An 18,679-nucleotide genomic window follows, 5' to 3' on the forward strand; every position below is an offset into this window, starting at 1 on the left:
GTGCTCCTGGTGGATGAGGATGTTCTACCGGTTGACAACGGTGTCATGAGAGGGCCCTTCGGAAGATCGAGTTCGAGTCGGGCTCGAGTCCGGCCCCAGCGGCGGCACGTCATCGGGTCCGCGGCGAGCGGAGACTCTCCGGGGCCGGCGGTCGCCGTCCGATCCGCGAGTTCCTCATCGTCCGGTTCGCGAGATCTTCGAGGTCTGTGAGGGGCCGGAGGGTCTGTCACCACGGTGACACGCGGAGGGTGTCAGGAGAGACCGCGCTCGACCGCGGCTTGAGCGCGGCTCGAGTTTCCAGGCCTCCCCGGTCGCGGATCCGCGGTCAGCACGGCGTCAGATCGGCGTCAGCTCCACCTGGTCACATGGGATACGGGCGTGGAGCCGGGTCGTCGCACTCCGCCCAGGTCATCCGAAACCTTCCGAAACAGCCCTGGATGGAGATCCATCGTGTCGAACTACACGCCAGCCGTGGCTTCGCTGCTCGCGCTCCCGGGTTCCGAGCGCCGGGACGCGCTGGAGGCGCTGGTGGTGGCGGAGCTGAGGGCCAGTCTGCTGATGGCGGAGACCGAGGAGCTGCCGCTCGACGCGGGGTTCTTCGGCGATCTCGGGTTCACCTCGCTGCGGCTGACCGAGGTCAAGCGGCGGCTGGAGGACGTGCTCGGCTGCGAGATCAGCACCAACGCGCTCTTCAACGAGCCCACCACCAGGCATCTGATCGCTTATCTGGCCGAGCGGCTGCTCCCGTCCGTTGAGCGGGCGCCGGTCTCGCCCGCCGTCCCGGCCGGCCAGGCCGTCGACCGGAGGCTGGCGCGCGAGGCGCTCAGCGACCTGTTCGAGGTATGAGCGCGTGACTCCAGGAAGGGAGCGCGAACAGATGCCGGACACGACTGCCCGGAACGGCACGACGCACGACGAGACCCCGGCGGAGGGCGCTGTGGAGAACACGGCCGAGACGATCGAGCGGCAGCGTGAAACCATCCGCGACCTGCTGCGGGAGAAGTACGAGCCGGTCGCGATCGTGGGCGTCGGCCTGCGCTTCCCCGGCGGCAGCAACACCCCGGACGAGTTCGCGGAGTTCCTGGCCGAGGGCCGCTCCGGCATCGTGCCGTTCCCCGAGGACCGCTGGGACTCCTCGCTGTACGGCAGGCAGGGCGACGAGGAGGAGCCGGGCCGGATCCGCGCCATGGGCGCCGGGCTGCTGGACCGGATCGACCAGTTCGACGCCGCGTTCTTCAACATCTCCCCCAAGGAGGCCCAGTACCTGGATCCGCAGCAGCGGATGCTGATGGAGACCTCCTGGGAGGCGCTGGAGCACGCCAACATCGACCCGACCCCGCTGCGGCACGGCAACGGCGGCGTGTACGTCGGGGCCAGCTCCATCGACTTCGCCTTCGAGCTGGAGGGCGTGCCGTACCGGGACCTGGACGGGCATCTGGCCTCCGGCACGACGTTCTTCCCCATGTCGGGACGGCTGTCGTACTTCCTGGGCTGGCGCGGCCCGTCGATGAGCGTGGACAGCGCGTGCGCGTCCGGGCTGACCGCGCTGCACCTGGCCGTGGAGGGGCTGCGCCGCCGCGAGTGCGACATCGCGCTGGCCGCCGGGGTGAACGCGCTGCACCACCCGCGTACCTCGGTGATCTTCTCGCACGCGAACATGCTGGCCCGCGACGGCCGGTGCAAGACCTTCGACGAGTCGGCCGACGGCTACGCGCGCGCCGAGGGCTGCGCCGTACTGGTGCTCAAACGGCTGTCGGACGCCAAGCGGGACGGCGACCGCGTGCTGGCGCTGGTCCGCGGCACCGCCGTCGGGCAGGACGGCGAGAGCGCCGGGCTGACCGTGCCCAACGGCAACGCGCAGGTCGCGGTCATGCGCACGGCCATCGAGGCGGCCCTGCTCGAACCGGGCGCCATCCAGTACGTCGAGGCGCACGGCACGGGCACCCCGCTCGGCGACCCCATCGAGATGGGCGCGATCGCCGACGTCTTCGCCGACTCCCACACGGCCTTCGACCCGGTGACCGTGGGCTCGGTGAAGACCAACCTCGGGCACATGGAGCCGGTATCCGGGCTGGTCGGCGTGATCAAGACCATGCTGCAGCTGCGCTCGGGCGTCATCTATCCGCACCTGAACTTCACCCGGCCGTCCGGGCGCATCCCCTGGGACAGCTACCCGGTGACCGTCCCCACCGAGTGCCGTCCGTGGGTCGGCGAGATCCGGCGCGGGCTGGTCAACAGCTTCGGCTTCGGCGGCACGATCGCCGCTGCCGTGCTGGAGGAGGCCCCGCCCACCGCGCCGCCGGCCCTGGATCAGGGAGACGAGCACGTGTTCGCGGTGTCGGCGAAGAACCGGCGCGCGCTCAAGGGCGTGCTGGAGCGCTACCGCGACCACCTCGCCGCGCACCCCGATGTGCCGGTCGCCGACCTGTGCCGCACGGCCGGTGTCGGCCGCGCGCACTTCAACCTCCGGGTCGCCGGGGTGGTCGCCGACCACGCCGAGCTGGACGCGCTGCTGGTCAAGCAGCTCGCCCGGCTGGAGCGCGGCGACATCGCGCCGGCCGAGACCAGGAAGGTCGCGTTCCTGTTCACCGGGCAGGGCTCGCAGTATCCGGGGATGGGCGCCACCCTCTATCGGGCGTACGCGGTTTTCCGGGAGCACGTGGACCGGCTCGACGAGCTGTTCGCCCCGCTGATCGGCCGCTCGGTGCGTGCGCTGCTGCTCGGGCGGGCCGACGACGCCGAGGTGATCCATCAGACGCGCTTCACCCAGCCCGCGCTGTTCACGCTGGAGTACGCGCTGGCCCAGCTGTGGCTGTCGTTCGGGGCCCGGCCGTCGGCGCTGATCGGGCACAGCATCGGCGAGGTGGTGGCCGCCACGGTCGCCGGTCTGTTCACCGTCGAGGACGCGGTCACGCTGGTGGCGGCACGGGGCCGGCTGATGCAGTCGGTGACCGCGCCCGGCGGCATGGCGGCGGTGCCCCTTCCGGCCGCCGAGGTGGCCCCGCTGCTGGAGGGGTATCCGGACCTCGCGATCGCGGCGGTCAACTCGCCCAAGCAGTGCGTGATCTCCGGCGGCGACGCGTCGCTGACCGAGGTCTGCGAGCTGCTCTCCGGGCGCGGGCTGCGGGTCACGCGGCTGTCGGTCTCGCACGCGTTCCACTCGCCGCTGATGACCGAGGTGTTCGACGCGTTCCGTGCGGAGCTGGCGGGCATCGCGTTCCACGAGCCGAAGCTGACGCTGGTGTCCAACGTGACCGGCAAGGTCGCCCGGTTCGCCGAGATCTCCACCCCGGAGTACTGGATCAGGCACATCGGCGAGGCCGTGGACTTCGAGGCGGGCATGCGGGTGCTGGAGCGGCGAGGCCGCCACATCTTCGTCGAGATCGGCCCGTCCGCCGCGCTCATCGGCCTGGCCAAGCAGTGCGTCGACCCCGACAGGCACCGCTGGATCGCCAGCCTGAACGCCCGCGACGCCCACGGCGCCACGCTGCGCAAGGCGGTGACGCAGTTCTACCTGGCCGGGGCGACGGTCTCCTGGCAGGGCTTCCACAGCGGCGGGGCCAAGGTGACGCTGCCGACGTACGCCTTCGACCGCAAGCGTTACTGGCTGCCGGTGACCGGGACCGTCTCGTCCGCGGCCCCCGCCGGTCACCCGCTGCTCGGACGCGAGGTGGCCGCGGAGCCAGGGAGCCGCGCGTTCACCACGCGGGTCGCTGGAACGCCCGCCGCGAGCGCCTATCTGGAGCTGATCCTGGCGCTCCAGGATCTGGTGTACGGCGAGACCACCCGCCCGATCCTGGACCTGCGCGTCGTGCCGCGGATCGCCGGGGACGAGGAGATCGAGCTGCGCGTCAGGCTCACCCACCTCGACGACGGCTCGGCCGGCGTCGAGGTCTTCCTCGGCGGTGACGCGTCACCGGTCGCCGAAGCGGTCATCGGGGCGCCGGACCCGCGCGGCGTGGCCGAACCGGGCCCGATGACCCTCGACACGGTCGTCGACGTCCCGGAGGGGACGGACCTGCTGTCCGCCGCGCTGCTGGACGCCGTGTGGTCCGCCCTCGACGACGAGTCGTGGACGCCGGTGCGGTTCGGCGCGGCGCGGCTGCTCAAGAAGCCGCGCGGTGAGCGCCTGCGCGTGGCCGCCCGTACGGTCGCCACCGAGGACGAGCTGCTCGCCGACGTGCTGCTGTACGAGGACGACCGGAAGGTGGCGGAGCTGACGGGGGTGACCCTGCACCGCCCCCTGGAAGGCGGCGGCCACTTCCTGCACCGGCTGCACTGGGTGGAGCGGCCCGCCGTCCCGGCGGACGGGGACAGGCCGAGGCACGTGCTCGTGGTCGGCCGCACGGCGGGCGACCTCGGCGCCGCCGTCGGCCTGCCGATGTCGTTCGCGGCCCGCGCGGCGGAGGCCGGCGACATCCTGCGGGACCAGGCGATCACCGACGTCTGCTGGTTCTGGACGCCGGAGGAGGGCCCGCCCGGCGTGGACCGGCTCCGGGCCGAGAACGAACGGAACTACCGCGACCTGCTCGACCTGCTGGGCACGCTCGACGCGCACGGGTTCGGCAGGGGGCAGCGGCTGTGGCTGGTCACCGAAGGCGCGCAGCGGCTTCCGGGAGACCCGGTGGGGACCGGCGCGGAGCTGGCCGCCTCCACACTGTGGGGCTTCGGCCAGGTGCTGCTCAACGAGCGCCCCGGCTACCGGTCCACGCTGGTCGATCTGCCGCCCGGCGGGTACGCCTCGCTGGGAGCCGAGCTGGCGGCCAGGGACACCGGGGAGTTCCAGGTGGCGTACCGCGACGGCGTGCGCAACGTCAAGCGGCTGCGCCCGCACGAGCACCTGGAAACGGACCGGGCGGTGACGATCGACGGCGGCCACACCTATCTGGTCACCGGCGGGCTCGGCGCGATCGGCCTGCTGACCGCGCACAAGCTGGCCGACCTCGGCGCCCGGCACCTGGTGCTGGTCGGCAGGCAGGGCAGGCCCGCCCCGGACGCCGCCGAGCTGTACGCGCGGCTGGGCGAGCGGGCCGAGGTCACCGTCGTCACCGGCGACCTGGGCGACCCCGGGGACGTGCGCCGGATCTTCGCGGGCCTGCGCGGCGGGCCGCACCCGCTGGGCGGGATCGTGCACGCGGCCGGTGCGCTGGCTGACGCGCCGATCTCGGCGCAGACGTGGGAGAGCATCGACGGGCTGTTCGGGCCCAAGGTGTACGGCTCCTGGCTGCTGCACGAGGCCGCGGCGGACTTCCCCGACCTGGCCTTCTTCGTGGCCCACTCGTCGGCGTCCTCCGTGGTGGGCGGCGCCACGCAGTCCAACTACGCCGCCGCCAACGCCTTCCTCGACCAGCTGTGCCACTGGCGTGCGGCCCAGGGGTTGCCCGCGCTCGCCGTCAACTGGGGCCCCTGGTCGGGGGCCGGCATGTCGGCCCGGCTGAACGAGGAGCAGGCGCGCGCCCTGGACCGGGAGGGCATCAAGTTCTTCACCCCGGCACGGGCGCTGCGCGCCCTGGTCTCGCTGCTCGGCCAGCCGGTCGCGCAGGTCGCGGGTGGCGTGTGCGACTGGGACGCGTTCCTGGCCGCCAAGCCCGTCACCAACGCCCTGTACGAGGAGCTCGGCAGCCGCCGCGAGCAGACGGGTCAGAGCCTTGACCTGGACGCGCTGCTGGCCGCCCCGCGCGCCGAACGGCTGGCCGCGCTGCGCGACCTCGTCCGGCTGCGCGTCGCCAAGGTGCTGCACATCGAGGACGTGGACGACGTCGAGTACACCGACGAGTTCGGCTACCTCGGGCTGAACTCGCTCGGCGCCGTCGAGTTCAAGAACGCGCTGGAGGCCGCGCTCAGGATCCCGCTGGCCGGGTCGGTCGCCTTCGACCATCCGACGGCGGCCCGGCTGAGCGAGTTCCTGGACAACGAGTTGGTCCCGGTCAAGGACGACGAGAGATGAGGCAGTGATGGACCAGTCCTGGACGCTGACGGCCACCTCGGCCAGGCACGCCGCCGGCCGGCCGGACCACCCGGCGATCCTGTGCGAGGACCGTCAGGTCACCTACGCCGAGCTGCACCGCGAGAGCAACCGCACCGCGCACGCGCTGCGCGCCGCGGGCATCGGCGCCGGCCACCGGGTCGCGTACCTGGGAATGGAGTCCGAGCTCTACTACGAGATCGCGCTGGCCTGCGCCAAGGCGGGCGCCGTGCTGGTGCCGGTGAACTGGCGGCTGACCGCCGGGGAGGTCGACCACATCCTGCGCGACGCCGACGCGTCGCTGCTGTTCGTGGAGCGGGAGTACGCGCTGCTCGCCGAGCGGGTCAGGGCGCAGCTCCCCGGGCTGCGGACGGTCGTCGCGGTGGACCAGCCCGACCGGCGCGGCGACGGCCTGCGGAGCTGGAAGGAGGGTCACCCCGACGGCGACCTCGACCCCGGCACGGGGCCCGGCGACCCCGTCGTGCAGATCTACACCAGCGGCACGACCGGCTTCCCCAAGGGCGTCGTGCTGCCCCACCGCAGCTTCTTCACGCTGCCCGCCGCCCAGCGGGAGCACGGTGTGGCCTGGCTCGACTGGTATCCCGACGACCGCAACCTGATCTCGCTGCCCGGCTTCGGCATCGCGGGCATGGCGTGGTTCATGCACGGCTTCAACGCCGGGTGCACCAATGTCGTCATGCGGATGTGGGTCAGCGAGGAGGCCGTACGGGTGATCGAGCATGCCGAGGTCACCACGACGTTCCTGGCGCCCGCCATGCTGCAGATGATGCTGGACGAGCCGGGCGTCACATCGGACACGTTCCGCTCGCTCCGCAAGATCACGTACGGCGCCGCGCCGATCAGCGAGACCCTGCTGAAGACGGCCCTCGAGGTCGTCGGCTGCGAGTTCGCCCAGATCTACGCCAGCACCGAGACCGGCACGTGCGCGGTGTGCCTGCCCCCCGAGGACCACGTGCCGGGCAGCCCCCGGCTCCGCTCGGTCGGCCGGGCCTGTCCCGGACACGAGCTGAAGATCGTCGACAACCTGGGCGCCGAGCTGCCTCCGGGTGAGATCGGGCAGGTCGCGGTGCGGACCCCGGCCCGGATGCTCGGCTACTGGAACCTGCCCGACGCCACCGCCAAGACGCTGATGGGCGAGTGGCTGCTCATGGGCGACGCCGGCTACCTCGACGAGGACGGCTACCTCTACCTGTGCGACCGGATCAACGACACGATCATCCAGGGCGGGCAGAACATCTACCCCGCCGAGATAGAGAAGGCGCTCACCCAGCATCCGGCCGTGGCCGACGCGGCGGTGCTCGGCCTGCCGCACGATCTGTGGGGCGAGGCCGTGCTCGCCTGCCTGGTGCTGCGCGCGAACCACACGGTGACCCCACGCGAGCTGGCGGTGTTCCTGCGCGGCCGGATCGCCGACTACAAGATCCCCACCCAGTGGGAGTTCCTCGACTCCGTCCCACGCAACCCGTCAGGGAAGATCCTGCGCCGGGTGCTGCGTGACGAACGCCTCGCGAAAGGGGCCTGACGATGAGCGAAGCCGAATACGAGGGTGTGCCGGCGGGCGGCGGGCGGCCGGGCCCCTCCCGGGTGGGCCTGCTGCTGCCGACCCGGGAGATGGCCATCCTCGGCAGTTACTCCATGGCGCCGCTGCTCGAACTGGCCAGGCGGGCCGAGACGCTCGGCTTCGACTCGCTGTGGACCGGCGACTCGCTGCTCGCCCGTCCGCGCCTGGACCCGCTCGTGGTGCTCGCCGCCGCGGCCGCGGTCACCGAGCGGATCACGCTGGGCACGGCCGCGCTGATCGGGCCGCTGCGCCACCCGTTGACCACGGCGAGCGCGCTGTCCGCCCTCGACCACGCGGCGGGCGGCGGGCGTCTCACGCTCGGCGTGGGCTCCGGCTTCCCGATCCCCGACAGCGAGGAGGAGTTCGCCGCGGTCGGCGTGCCGTTCACCGGGCGGGCCGGCCGGCTGGACGAGATCGCGTGCCTGTGGAAGCGCGCGTGGAACAGCGGCCGGCCGGACGCGTACACCTCCTTCGCGGGGAAGCTGTGGCAGCAGACCGGCCTGGACCGGCTCGCGCCGCCCGCCACCCCGGGCGGGCCCCCGCTCTGGCTCGCGGGCAGCGACACGCCGAAGGTGCTGGCCAGGGTCGCCGAGCTCTACGACGGCTGGATGCCCTTCCTGCCCGACAGCGCCACGTACGCCCGTGCCTGGCTGCGCATCCGTGAGCTCGCCGGCCAGTGGGGCCGCCCCGACGACGCGATCACGCCCGCGCTGTACGCCACGATCAACGTCAACCCCGACCGCGACAAGGCCCGCCAGGAGCTCGACGAGTACGTGCAGGGCTACTACGGCAGGCCGCTGGAGCTGATGAGCACGATCCAGGCGTACGGGTACGGCAGCGCCGAGGAGTGCGCCGACTGGCTGGGCGGATACATCGAGGCCGGGGCCAGGCACATCGTGGTCCGGATCGGCTCGCTCGACCCCGGCCCGCAACTCGACGAGATCGCGGGCGAACTGCTGCCCGCCGTGAGGAGGATCGGATGAGCTGGTTCCAGCCCACCGAGGTCAGCGCCGAGGCGCCCGTCCGGCTGTTCCTGTTCCCGCACGCGGGCAGCGGCGGCACGATCTACCGCAACTGGCACACCCTGCTGCCGGCCGACTTCGCCCGGCAGATCGTGCAGCTCCCCGGCCGGGAGAAGCGGCGCGGCGAGAGGGCGTTCACCGACATCGAGCCGCTGGTGGAGGCCTTGTACGACGCGCTGCTTGGGGAGCTGGACGACCGGCCCTTCGCCTTCTTCGGGCACTGCCTGGGCGCGCAGCTCGCCTACCGGGTCGCCGTCTGCATGGAGCGCGACGGCGAGACGCCGCCCATCCTCATCGGGGCCTCCGGCTGGGCCCCCGAGGGCTTCCTGCAGAGCACGTACGAGCAGAGCCAGATGCCCGAGCCCGAGCTGATCGAGTGGATGCAGACGCTCGGCTCGTTCCCGGAGGAGGGGTACGGCAACCCCGACGTGGTGGCGATGATCATCCCCGCGCTCCGCGCCGACCTCGCCGTCTGCTCGACGTACGTGGACGACGGAGCCCGGGTCAGCTGCCCCATCGTCTCCTTCAGCGGCAAGGCCGACCCGCTGATGCTCCCCGGCGCGATGGCCTCGTGGACCACCAGGAGCAGCGCCTACCTGGGCAACAGCGAGTTCCCCGGCGACCATTTCTACATCGACGACCCCGGGCACGCCCTCGCCGTCACCTCCGACCTGACCCGCCACATCGAGCGCCGCCTCGCCGCGCGGGCGGCCCGATGACCGGCGGCCCGGCCGTGCGGGCACCGCGATGACCGGGGAGACCACGCTGTCGCCCGCCGACATCATGGCGCAGCTCCCCTTCCCGGCTCATCTCGGCATCCGGCTCGGCGAGGCCACTCCGCGACGGGTCGCCGCCGTGCTCGAATGGGCGCCCCACCTCTGCACGGTGGCCGGCGCCATGCACGGCGGCGCCATCACGTCCCTGGCCGACACGGTGGGCGGCGTCTGCGCCTACCTCAATCTCCCCGCCGGCGCCTCCACCACGACCATCGACCTGGCCGTCAACTTCTTCCACGGCGTACGCGCCGGGGAGGTCCACGCCACCGCCGAGCCCCTGCACGTCGGCGCGACGCTGATCGTCGTCCAGACCACCCTGCGCGACTCCTCCGGCACCCTCCTCGCCCGATCCACCCAGACCCAGGCCGTCCTCCGTCCGAGGGCGTAGGCCGCTCCCGGCCCGGCGGTTATCCTTCTGCAGGACCAGAACGTTGTTCTCTTCGAAGGGTGGCGCCATGTCTGCTGCTGCGGGGTCCGAGCTGAGGTTCGACGGGAAGGTCGCGGTGGTCACCGGGGCGGGGCAGGGGCTCGGCCGGTCGCACGCGCTCCTGCTCGCCCAGCGGGGCGCGAAGGTCGTCGTCAACGACCTGGGCGGCTCCCTCGACGGCAGCGGCGCCTCCTCCGGCCCGGCGGCCGAAGTGGTGGAACTGATCGTCAAGAACGGGGGAGAGGCGGTCGCCAGCACCGACAACGTGGCGACTCCCGAAGGCGCCGAGGCCGTCGTGCAGGCGGCGCTCGACGCCTTCGGCCGGGTCGACGTGCTGGTGAACAACGCCGGCATCCTGCGCGACAGGTCGCTGGGGAAGATGACCGTCGAGGAGTTCGACTCCGTGCTCGCCGTGCACGTCCGCGGCTCGTTCCTGGTCAGCCGGGCGGCGTTCCCGCACATGAAGGAGCAGGCGTACGGCCGGATCGTGAACACGTCCTCGCCCGCCGGCCTGTTCGGCAACTTCGGCCAGGCCAACTACTCCACCGCCAAGATGGGCCTGGTCGGCCTCACCAAGACGCTGGGCATCGAGGGCGCCCGCGCCGGCATCAGGGCCAACGCGATCGCGCCCATCGCCTGGACGCGGATGACGGAGACGCTGCTGCCCGCCGAGTTCGAGGACAAGTTCACGCCCGAGCGTGTCAGCCCCCTGGTGGCGTACCTCGCCCACGAGAGCTGCACCACCAGCGGCGAGGTCTTCTCCGTCGGCGCGGGGCGGGTGGCCCGCGTGTTCGTCGCCGAGGGGCCCGGCTGGCGGACCGACGACCTGACGATCGAGGCGATCGCCGGCAACTGGGACGCGATCATGGCCGAGCAGCCCTACCTCCAGCCCACCGGGCTCGGACAGCAGGCGACGGCGTCCCTGCAGGCCATGCTCTGACGGTCACCGGCTCCGGGCCGGTCCCCGGTACGGCTCAGGCGGTGCCGTGGCGGCGGGGGGCCGGCTCGCGGCCCGGCGGCTGCCTGATCTCGGTGTGGAGCGCCGGGGCCGCAGGGGTCGGCAGGGTGACCGGCTCCTGCGCCAGGTGAAGCTCCTCGCCGTGGTGCGACAAGGTGATCGGCCGGCCGCCCAGCAGCCGGTACGTCGTCGCGCCGGGCGTAACCTCGACCTTCAGCAGCCGCCCGCGGTAGCGCAGCCGGAACGCCAGCCGCGTGATCCCGTCAGGCAGGCGCGGGGCGAAGCACATCCGGCCGCCGCCCGCCCGCATCCCGCCGAAGCCCGCGACCAGGGCGGTCCACGCTCCCGCCAGTGAGGCCATGTGGAGCCCGTCGCGGGTGTTGTGCTCCAAATCGCGCAGGTCCATAAGCGCGGCCTCGCCCAGGTAGGCGTAGGCCAGCTCCAGGTCGCCGACCTCGGCGGCCATCACGGACTGGGTGCACGCCGACAGCGAGGAGTCGCGGACGGTCAGGGCCTCGTAGTAGGCGAAGTCGCGGGCCTTCTGGTCAGGGGTGAACGACTCGCCGCACAGGTGCAGGGCCAGCACGAGGTCGGCCTGCTTGACGACCTGCTTGCGGTAGAGGTCGAAGTAGGGGAAGTGCAGGAGCAGCGGATACTGCTCCGGCCCGGTCCCGGCGAAGTCCCACACCGCGTGGCTGGTGAACCCCTCGCTCTGGGGATGCACCCCGAGCCTGTCGTCGTAGGGGACGAACATGGCGGCGGCCCCGTCACGCCACCTGGCCGTCTCCTCGACGCTCACGCCCAGCTTCTCGGCGAGGTCCGGGTGACGGGTGGCGGTGTCGACGGCGGCCCGCAGGTTCCGCTGGGCCATCAGGTTCGTGTAAACGTTGTTGTCGCTCACCGCGCTGTACTCGTCGGGCCCGGTGACGCCGTCGATGCGGTAGCGCCCCTCGGCGTCGTGGTGCCCGAGCGCGCACCACAGCCGGGCGGTCGAGATGAGCAGCGGCAGGCCCGTCTCCCGTTCGAAGCGGCTGTCCTCGGTGGCGTCGACGTAGCGGGTGACGGCGTCGGCGATGTCCGCGTTGACGTGGAAGGCCGCCGTGCCCGCCGGCCAGTAGCCGGAGCACTCCTCGCCGTTGATGGTCCGCCAGGGGAAGGCCGAGCCGGTGAGCCCGAGCTGGACGGCGCGTTCCTGCGCCAGAGGGCGGATCGACTCCCGCCAGCACAGGGCGTCGGCCGCCGCCTGCGGGTGGGTGTAGGTCAGCACCGGCAGCACGAAGCTCTCGGTGTCCCAGAACGCGTGACCGTCGTATCCGGAGCCGGTCAGGCCCTTGCCGGCGATGGGCCGGCGCTCCAGGCGCGCACCCGCCTGGAGCAGGTGGAACAGCCCGAAGCGGACGGCCTGCTGGATCTCGGCGTCGCCGTCCACCTCCACGTCGGCGCCGGCCCAGAACTCGTCGAGGTAGCGCCGCTGCTCGGCGCACAGGCCGTCCCAGCCCGCGAGGCGGGCGGCCGCCAGCGCGGCCACGACCTGGTCGTGCATGGCGGGCCGGGAGCGCTTGGCCGACCATCCGTAGGCGAAGAACTTGTCCAGGCGCAGCCGTCCCCCGGGGCGCAGGCGGGTCGCCACGGTCACACGGTTGACGTGGCCGCCGCCGTCGGGCTCGACCCGCGTGCCCTCCGGGCCGTCGATCTCGTTGCGCATGCCGGCGGCGACCCGCAGGCGGCTCTGGCGGGTCGAGTGGACCATCACGCCCACCCCGGTCAGCGCGGGGGTGTTCTCCTCAAGGACGAGCGGCTCCTCCAGAGCCGCCGCGGCCCGGGGGTCGGAGGTCATCGAGGGCACCGTCTCGTTGGCCACCAGCTCCGACTGCACGACGATGTTCAGCGGCCGGCCCACCGCCTCCACCTCGTACCGGATCGCGGCGACGGAGCGGTGGGTGAACGACACCAGCCGCGTGGAGGTGACCCGCACCTCCGCTCCCGTCGGGGAGCTCCAGCGGACCCTGCGGACGAGGGTGCCCGCCCGCAGGTCGAGGACCCGCTCGTGGCCGTGCAGCGTGCCGTACCTGACGTCGAACGGCTCGTCGTCCACGAGCAGCCGGATCAGCTTGCCGTTGGTGACGTTGACGATCGTCTGGCCCGACTCAGGATAGCCGTAGCCGCCTTCGGGGTACGGCAGGGGCCGCAGCTCGTAGACGGAGTTCAGGTAGGTGCCGGGCAGCCCGTGCGGCTCGCCCTCGTCGAGGTTGCCCCGCAGGCCGATGTGGCCGTTGGACAGCGCGAACACCGACTCGGTCTGCGCGAGCACATCCGTGTGCAGCCGTGACTCCCGCACCGACCAGGGCGCGACGGTGAAGGCGGGGTGCTGGATCATGGCCGGTCCAGCAGCTCGGCGAGGTCGGTCACCACGACGTCGGCGCCGTGCTCGCGCAGCGCGGCGGCCTGCCCCACCCGGTCCACGCCGACGACCAGGGCGAAGCCTCCGGCGCGGCCGGCCGCGACGCCCGCGAGCGCGTCCTCGAACACCGCCGCCTCCGTGGGCTTCAGCCCGAGCGCCCGCGCGCCCGCGAGGAACATGTCCGGCGCCGGTTTGCCCGCCAGGTCGCGCAGCCGGGCCACCTCGCCGTCGATCCGCGCCTCGAACACGCCGGACAGGCCGGCGGCCTCGAGCACCTTCTCCGTGTTGGCGCTCGACGAGACGACCGCCCTGCGCAGGCCCGCGTCCCGCACCGCCTGGAGGTAGCGCACCGAGCCTTCGAAGACGTCGACACCCTTGTCGTCCAGGATGTGCTGGACGAGGTCGTTCTTCCGGTTGCTCAGCCCGTTGACGGTGAGCGCGCCCGGCGGGTCGTCCGGCGTCCCCTCCGGCAGGTCGACGCCTCGCGAGGCGAGGAACGCCCGTGTCCCGTCGAGCCGCTTCTTGCCGTCGACGAACTCGTCGTAGTCGGCCACGGCGTCGAAGGGGACGAACGGCGTCCCCTCACGCTCGGCCCGGTCGCGCAGGAACTCGTCGAACATCTGCTTCCACGCCGCCGCGTGGACGGTCGCCGTGCGGGTGAGCACGCCGTCCATGTCGAAAAGGCATCCGCGCACCCCGTCGGGTAGGCCGAGCATGAGTCCTCCCCTTCGCGCCGGCGGGTGACGCCCTGCGGGTGACGCCCCTGCCGGCGGCCTCCCGTTGGCGGCGCCGCGGCGCGCCACACCCGCATCCGTACCCCCTTCCGGCGCGGGATGCGCATTTACCGGCTTTTGCTGAATTAAACGAAAGATTGTCTCATTCCGATAAAAGGTCTTCCTTGCCCCGGCGGCGGAGATGTACGGTCGCGCCAATCACTTCGACGCGGAGGCGCTGTGAAGCGGACCACGAGCCGGCCCGAGGACGCGCATCAGGCAGCTCTTCTGCGGCTGCTGCGCGACGGGGGCCGGTCACGGGCCGAGCTCGCCGACGTGGTCGACCTGTCCCGCTCCAAGCTCAACGTCGAGCTGGACCGGCTCGTCGAGCTGGGCCTGGCCGAGCAGGACGGCCTGGCGGCCTCACGCGGAGGCCGGCGGTCGAGCCGGGTGCGGCTGTCACCGATGACCCGGTTCGCCGGGATCGACATCGGGGCGACCTCGATCGACGTCGCGGTGACGAACGGCGAGCTGGAGGTGCTGGGGCACCTCAGCGAGGAGTGCGACATCCGGGAGGGCCCCGCCGTGGTGCTCGACCAGGCGTTGAACCTGGTCGGCCGGCTCCGGCAGGACGGGGTGTTCACCGAGCTCAACGGGGTCGGCATCGGCCTGCCCGGCCCGGTGAGCTTCGCGGAGGGCGTGCCGGTCGTGCCGCCGATCATGCCGGGCTGGGACCGCTACCCGGTGCGGGAGACGATCAGCCAGGAGCTCGGCTGCCTGGCCATGGTGGACAACGACGTCAACATCATGGCCCTCGGGGAGCTGCACGCCGGCCTCGCGCGGCACGTGGAGGACTTCCTGCTCGTGAAGATCGGCACCGGCATCGGCTGCGGCATCGTGGTCGACGGGAAGATCTACCGGGGGGTGTCGGGCAGCGCCGGCGACATCGGCCACATCCGCGTCGACGACCTGGGGCCGGTATGCGCCTGCGGCAACTCCGGCTGCCTGGAGGCGTACTTCGGCGGAGCCGCTCTGGCCCGCGAGGCCGCCGCCGTGGCACGTTCCGGAGGGTCGCCGTACCTGGCGGAGCGGCTCGCGGCCACCGGCGTGGTCACCGCGCAGGACGTCGCGGCCGCCGCGGCCCAGGGCGACGCGGGCGCGATCGGTCTCATCCGTGACGGCGGCCGGCGGGTGGGCCAGGTGCTCGCCAGCCTGGTCAGCTTCTTCAACCCCGGGCTTGTGATCATCGGGGGCGGCGTGGCCAGGCTGGGCCACATCCTGCTCGCCGAGATCAGGAGCGTCGTCTACCGCAGGTCGCTGCCGCTGGCCACCGGCAACCTCCCCATCGTCTTGTCCGAGATGGGGGAGACGGCCGGGGTCATCGGGGCCGTACGGCTGATCAGCGACCACGTCTACTCCGCCTAGCCAGGGACACGTAGCCACCAGGAGGCCCCATGGGCGAGGAGCACCCTCTGCTGCTGATGAGAGGGATCGTCAAGCAGTTCCCCGGCGTGCGCGCGCTGGACGGCGTCGACCTGGAGGTCAGGGCCGGCGAGGTGCACTGCCTGCTCGGGCAGAACGGCGCCGGGAAGTCGACGCTCATCAAGATCCTTTCGGGTGCTCAGCAGCCGGACGCGGGCGAGGTGCTGCTCGCCGGCGAGCCCGTACGGCTGGACACGCCCACGTCCGCCATGCGCCGCGGCATCGCCACCATCTACCAGGAGCTCGACCTGGTCGACGGGCTGAGCGTGGCGGAGAACATCTTCCTCGGCCACGAACGGGCCTCGCTCGGGTTCACCCGGCGGGCCGAGGGCAACCGGGCGGCCGGCGAGCTGCTGCGCCGTCTCGGCCACGGCGAGATCCGGCCCGGCACGGAGGTCGGCCGCCTGTCCCCGGCGGGCAAGCAGATCGTCAGCATGGCCCGGGCGCTGTCCCACGAGGCCCAGCTGATCGTCATGGACGAGCCGTCGGCGGCCCTCGCGCACGACGAGGTGGCCAACCTGTTCCGGGTCATCCGGGACCTCACCTCACAGGGCGTCGCCGTCGTCTACATCTCCCATCGGCTGGAGGAGATCCGCGAGATCGGCGATCGGGTCACGGTGCTCAAGGACGGCCGGACGGTCGCGGTCGGGCTGCCGGCCAAGGAGACGCCGACCTCGCAGATCGTGTCGCTGATGACCGGCCGCAACGTCGAGTACGTGTTCCCCCCACGCCCGGACGCGGACGCGCTGGACGGCGCACCCGAGGTGCTGCGCGTGGAGAACCTGACGCTGCCGGGCCACTTCAGGGACGTGTCGTTCAGTGTGCGGGCCGGAGAGATCGTGGGCCTGGCCGGCCTGGTCGGCTCCGGCCGTTCGGAGATCGTCGAGGCGATCTACGGGGCGCGGCGGGCCGGCGGCCGCGTGGTGCTCGACGGGAAGCCGGTGCGGCCGGGCAGCACGACCCGGGCCGTACGGCTCGGCATGGGGCTCGCCCCCGAGGAGCGCAAGGCGCAGGCCCTGCTCCTCGACCAGAGCGTCAGCCGCAACATCACCCTCGCCAGCCTGAGCCGGTACGCCCGCTTCGGCTGGCTCGACCGCGGCGGGGAGAGCGCGGAGGCCCTTCGGCTGGTGCGGGCCCTCGACATCCGGCCGCCCGACCCGCGCAGGGCGATCCGTACGCTGTCCGGCGGCAACCAGCAGAAGGCCGTGCTCGGCCGCTGGCTCGTCGAGGGACGCAAGCTGCTCCTCCTCGACGAGCCCACGCGCGGTGTCGACGTCGGGGCGAGGGCCGAACTGTACGCGCTGATCCGCAAGCTCGCCGACGACGGGATCGGCGTGCTGCTGGTCTCCAGCGAGGTTCCCGAGGTGCTCGGCCTGGCCGACCGCGTTCTGGTCGTACGGGAGGGCCGGATCGTGCACGAGGCGCGGGCCGGCGACCTCGACGAGCACCGCGTGCTCGACCTCGTCATGGTCTCCGGGGCCATGACGCAGGAGGACATGGCCTCAGAGGATGTGGCCTCCGAGGATGTGGCCTCCGCAGACGTGGCTTCCGCAGACGTGGCCTCCGGGGATGTGGCCTCCGGTGGCCTGGCTCCCGATGGTGCGGTGTCCGAACCGCCCGGCGAGCCCCCTTCACCTGTCCGGAGCGTTCCGCGCTCCCGTCCCTCCACAGGAGCGTCCAATGACTGAGGTCGATCCGGTGCGTACGGCCCCTGCCGGCGAGCGCGCGGAGGCTGCGCCCAGCGTCAGGGGCGGCCTCGGCCGCCTCGGCGAGGTGCGGCATCTCGGGCTGGTCGTGGCACTGGTCCTGCTCGCGATCGTGGGCCTGGTCACCAGGCCGGAGAACTTCGCGACGTCGTCCAACCTGGTGAGCATCCTCGCCCTGGCCTCGACCATCGGGGTCATCACGGTCGGCATGACCTTCGTGATCATCGGGGGAGGCATCGACCTGTCGGTCGGCGCGGTGATGGCGCTGGCCTCGGTCTGGGCGACGACCCTGGCCACCCAGGCGTACGGGCCGGTGGTGATGGTGATCTGCGCCGTCCTGGTCGGCACGGGGGCGGGGCTGGTCAGCGGCTTCCTGATCTCGTACGGCCGGATGGTGCCGTTCATCGCCACCCTCGCCATGCTGGTGGCGGCCCGGGGCCTGGCGCAGCGGATGTCCAACCAGCGCACGCAACTCGTGCAGCCGGACAACGACGCCATCGTCGGCCTGTCCACGACGCGGGTGCTGGGGCTTCCGCTGCTGGTCTACATCTTCGCGCTGGTGGTGGCGATCGGCTGGGTGGTGCTCAACCGCACGACGTTCGGCCGGCGGACCTACGCGGTGGGCGGCAACCCCGAGGCCGCCCGGCTGGCCGGTATCGACGTGCGTAAGCACACGATGATGCTGTACGCGCTGTCGGGCCTGTGCTGCGGGATCGCCGCCGTCATCATCATGGCCAGGACCACCACCGGCTCCTCCACGCACGGCGACCTCTACGAGCTCGACGCCATCGCCGCGGTCATCATCGGCGGCACGCTCCTGACCGGCGGGCGCGGCACGATCCTCGGCTCGATCCTCGGCCTGCTCATCTTCACCGTGATCACGAACCTGTTCATCCTGAACGGGCTGAACACCAGCGACCAGCTCGTCGCCAAGGGCCTGATCATCGTGATCGCGGTGCTGCTGCAGCGACGGAGCCTGCGAACTTCGACCTGACCGTCGTCCGCAGATCTCTCTCACATTCCCCATATTCGCTGCCCAGGTTCGCGGTCTCCCGGTCGCGATCCCGGCCTTCTGCGCTCTTCCCCACCCCCCAACACAGTTTCACCCATGCAAAGGGAGAACGTTATGACGAACATTTCAGGCCGCCGGGGCTTCCTCCTCGGCGGAGCCGTCCTAGGCGCCGGTGCCCTCGTCACCGCGTGCACCGGCAACGAGCCGGCCGCCCAGTCCACGGCGTCCGCCCCCGCCCAGGCCGCCGCGACCGGGGGCAACGACCAGCCCGGCACCAAGGTCACCATCGGGTTCTCCGCGCCGGCGGCCGACCACGGCTGGATCGCCGCCATCGCCAAGAACGCTCAGGACGCCGCGAAGCAGTACTCCGATGTGGAGTTCAAGCCGGTCGAGCCGACCAACGACATCAACCAGCAGATCTCGGCGGTGGAGTCGCTCATCCAGGCGAAGGTCAACGTTCTGGTGATTTTGCCGAACGACGGTGAGCAGCTGAACCAGGTGGCGCGGCAGGCGATGGACGCGGGTATCCCGGTCATCAACCTCGACCGGGTCTTCCCCGACAAGCTGTCGTACCGGACCTGGATCGGTGGCGACAACTACGGCATGGGTGTGGCCGCCGGTCACTACATCGGCAA

At 72.0% G+C, this 18,679-nt stretch carries 13 protein-coding genes; 11 read left to right on the forward strand and 2 right to left on the reverse strand.

Annotated elements, in window-relative coordinates; genetic code table 11:
• Positions 1-450: 450 nt before the first annotated feature.
• From AB0B72_RS26465 to AB0B72_RS26495, 7 genes are all read left to right on the forward strand, one after another.
• On the forward strand, positions 451-846 hold the full coding sequence (locus AB0B72_RS26465) for an acyl carrier protein (RefSeq protein ID WP_367741656.1): 396 nt from the start codon (positions 451-453) through the stop codon (positions 844-846).
• A 31-nt stretch (positions 847-877) separates the two neighbouring features.
• Entirely contained in the window at positions 878-5,947 is a 5,070-nt protein-coding gene (locus AB0B72_RS26470; RefSeq protein WP_367741657.1) for an SDR family NAD(P)-dependent oxidoreductase, read from the forward strand.
• Between the two features lie 7 nt (positions 5,948-5,954).
• Positions 5,955-7,508, forward strand: coding sequence for a long-chain-fatty-acid--CoA ligase (locus AB0B72_RS26475; RefSeq protein ID WP_367741658.1), 1,554 nt, complete (start codon positions 5,955-5,957; stop codon positions 7,506-7,508).
• 2 nt (positions 7,509-7,510) lie between these two features.
• The gene (locus AB0B72_RS26480; protein WP_367741660.1) at positions 7,511-8,530 is read left to right on the forward strand and encodes an LLM class flavin-dependent oxidoreductase; all 1,020 of its coding nucleotides are present in this window, start codon (positions 7,511-7,513) and stop codon (positions 8,528-8,530) included.
• Complete coding sequence (locus AB0B72_RS26485; RefSeq protein ID WP_367741661.1) at positions 8,527-9,288, forward strand: thioesterase II family protein; 762 nt, start codon at positions 8,527-8,529, stop codon at positions 9,286-9,288. Before AB0B72_RS26480 ends, AB0B72_RS26485 begins: the two co-directional genes overlap by 4 nt.
• 28 nt (positions 9,289-9,316) lie before the next feature.
• A complete protein-coding gene (locus AB0B72_RS26490) occupies positions 9,317-9,733 on the forward strand; it encodes a PaaI family thioesterase (RefSeq protein WP_367741662.1) in 417 nt (138 codons plus the stop codon).
• 67 nt (positions 9,734-9,800) lie between these two features.
• Entirely contained in the window at positions 9,801-10,712 is a 912-nt protein-coding gene (locus AB0B72_RS26495; protein WP_367741664.1) for an SDR family oxidoreductase, read from the forward strand.
• A 34-nt stretch (positions 10,713-10,746) separates the two neighbouring features.
• Here AB0B72_RS26495 and AB0B72_RS26500 read toward each other — a convergent pair whose 3' ends face one another.
• Positions 10,747-13,107: a glycoside hydrolase family 65 protein gene (locus AB0B72_RS26500; RefSeq protein WP_367741665.1), complete on the reverse strand. Its 2,361-nt coding sequence runs from the start codon at positions 13,105-13,107 to the stop codon at positions 10,747-10,749.
• Positions 13,104-13,847: a beta-phosphoglucomutase family hydrolase gene (locus tag AB0B72_RS26505; protein ID WP_367741666.1), complete on the reverse strand. Its 744-nt coding sequence runs from the start codon at positions 13,845-13,847 to the stop codon at positions 13,104-13,106. Before AB0B72_RS26505 ends, AB0B72_RS26500 begins: the two co-directional genes overlap by 4 nt.
• Positions 13,848-14,084: 237 nt before the next feature.
• On the opposite strand from AB0B72_RS26505, the gene AB0B72_RS26510 reads away from it, so the two are divergent.
• From AB0B72_RS26510 to AB0B72_RS26525, 4 genes are all read left to right on the forward strand, one after another.
• Positions 14,085-15,269, forward strand: a complete 1,185-nt coding sequence (locus AB0B72_RS26510) for an ROK family protein (protein ID WP_367741667.1) — start codon at positions 14,085-14,087, stop codon at positions 15,267-15,269.
• A gap of 29 nt (positions 15,270-15,298) precedes the next feature.
• On the forward strand, positions 15,299-17,014 hold the full coding sequence (locus AB0B72_RS26515; RefSeq protein WP_367741668.1) for a sugar ABC transporter ATP-binding protein: 1,716 nt from the start codon (positions 15,299-15,301) through the stop codon (positions 17,012-17,014).
• Complete coding sequence (locus tag AB0B72_RS26520) at positions 17,007-18,026, forward strand: ABC transporter permease (RefSeq protein WP_367741669.1); 1,020 nt, start codon at positions 17,007-17,009, stop codon at positions 18,024-18,026. Before AB0B72_RS26515 ends, AB0B72_RS26520 begins: the two co-directional genes overlap by 8 nt.
• Positions 18,027-18,158: 132 nt before the next feature.
• On the forward strand, positions 18,159-18,679 hold a 521-nt coding region (locus AB0B72_RS26525; RefSeq protein ID WP_367741670.1), incomplete at its 3' end, for a substrate-binding domain-containing protein.

Origin of the sequence: Microbispora sp. NPDC049125, assembly GCF_040802045.1 — a bacterium.
In the GTDB taxonomy this organism is placed as follows: Bacteria; Actinomycetota; Actinomycetes; order Streptosporangiales; family Streptosporangiaceae; genus Microbispora.